This is a genomic window from Nostoc sp. NZL (assembly GCF_015714705.1).
Lineage (GTDB): Bacteria > Cyanobacteriota > Cyanobacteriia > Cyanobacteriales > Nostocaceae > Nostoc > Nostoc foliaceum_A.
Genome location: NZ_WBKL01000182.1, coordinates 1 through 1,631, shown reverse-complemented (window position 1 = coordinate 1,631; position 1,631 = coordinate 1). Strand labels below are relative to the sequence as shown.

Genomic DNA, 1,631 nt, shown 5'->3' with positions numbered 1-1,631 from the left:
CGTTCATACTTTCCGAAAAGTCTAGGGACAATGGTGAGATGGTTTGGGGAAATAGTCGGTTATTTTGATGGCAGAACTACCAGTGGTACTGTAGAAGGAATTAATAATAAACTCAAGTTAATTAAAAGACTTGGGTATGGCTTTCGTAATTTTAGCAATTTTCGATTACGCAGTTTATTAAACTGGCACTTTTCTATTAATTCTCCATAAAAGTAACGGATGAACCTAATTATCTATCAGGTTGCGGTGGATAATACAGCCCACCGTAACCTTTAGACTAATAGAATGAGTTTAACAAAAGCGATCGCCTTACACTTTAAACTTCTCGGCAATCCGCTTCATCGCCTCTTCGACATTCTCCCGGCTGTTAAACGCCGAAATGCGGAAGTAACCTTCACCCGCAGCACCAAAGCCAGAACCAGGTGTCCCCACAACGTTGACAGTTTGCAGCAGCTTATCAAAGAATTCCCAACTGGATAAACCATTAGGCGTTTTCACCCAGACGTAAGGTGCATTTACGCCACCATAAACTGATAATCCGGCGGCTGTGAGTTTTTCGCGGATAATTTTGGCGTTTTCTAAATAGAAACTAACCAATCCTTTGATTTGTGCCTGTCCTTCTTCGGAGTAAACCGCTTCGGCTCCCCGTTGGACGATGTAAGAAACACCATTAAACTTGGTGGACTGGCGGCGATTCCACAGTTTCCACAGTTCCACATCGGAACCATCGGCGGCTTTTCCTGTGAGTGTCTTCGGTACAACAGTTAACGCGCAACGAGTTCCTGTAAAACCTGCATTTTTGGAGAAGGAACGAAACTCGATCGCAACTTCCCTTGCACCTTCAATTTCATAAATTGAATGCGGAATCGACGGATCGGTAATATAAGCTTCGTAGGCTGCATCAAAGAAAATAATCGAGTTATTAGCTTTGGCATAGTCTACCCATGCTTTTAAATATTCCTTGGTTGCAGTTGCACCAGTGGGGTTATTGGGAAAACAGAGATAGATTAAATCTACTTTTTTGGAGGGAATCTCGGCAGTGAAGTTGTTATCAGCCGTAATTGGTAGATAAACTAAGCCTTCAAACTCGCCTTTATCGTTGGCATCTCCCGTATTCCCCACCATCACGTTAGTGTCTACATACACAGGGTAAACTGGGTCAGTAACGGCAATTATATTGTCATGACCAAAGATTTCCAGAATGTTTCCGGTGTCGCACTTGGAACCGTCGGAGATAAAGATTTCGGAAGCATCTATATCGGCTCCCCGTGCTTGGAAATCGTGAGTGGCAATTTTCTCCCGCAACCAAGCGTAGCCTTGCTCTGGCCCGTAGCCTTTAAAGGTATTGCGATCGCTCATCTCTTCCACAGCTTTAATCATAGCTGTGCGGCAAGCCTCCGGCAGAGGTTCGGTAACATCGCCAATGCCCAGCCGGATGATTTTAGCATCAGGATTCGCTTCTGCAAAGGCATTCACCCGGCGAGCAATTTCTGGAAACAGATAACCTGCTTTCAGTTTCAGGTAGTTGTCGTTAATAGTTGCCATTATATAGATTATGAAAAACGCCCTCAAATAGCTTACTGCTAATTTATGAGGGCGGGGAGTGGGGAGATGAGGGAGATGGGGGGACA

The 1,631-nt window shown here is 44.5% G+C and carries 2 protein-coding genes; one reads left to right on the top strand and one right to left on the bottom strand.

The features are described 5' to 3' along the window. Window positions 1–210: transposase (locus F8R90_RS27290; RefSeq protein WP_196511116.1), on the top strand; the 210-nt coding region annotated here is incomplete at its 5' end. Window positions 211–309: 99 nt separating this feature from the next. On the opposite strand, the gene F8R90_RS27285 is transcribed toward F8R90_RS27290, so the two are convergent. Next, on the bottom strand, window positions 310–1,545 hold the full coding sequence (locus F8R90_RS27285; protein ID WP_196513287.1) for an LL-diaminopimelate aminotransferase: 1,236 nt from the start codon (window positions 1,543–1,545) through the stop codon (window positions 310–312). Window positions 1,546–1,631 lie beyond the last annotated feature (86 nt).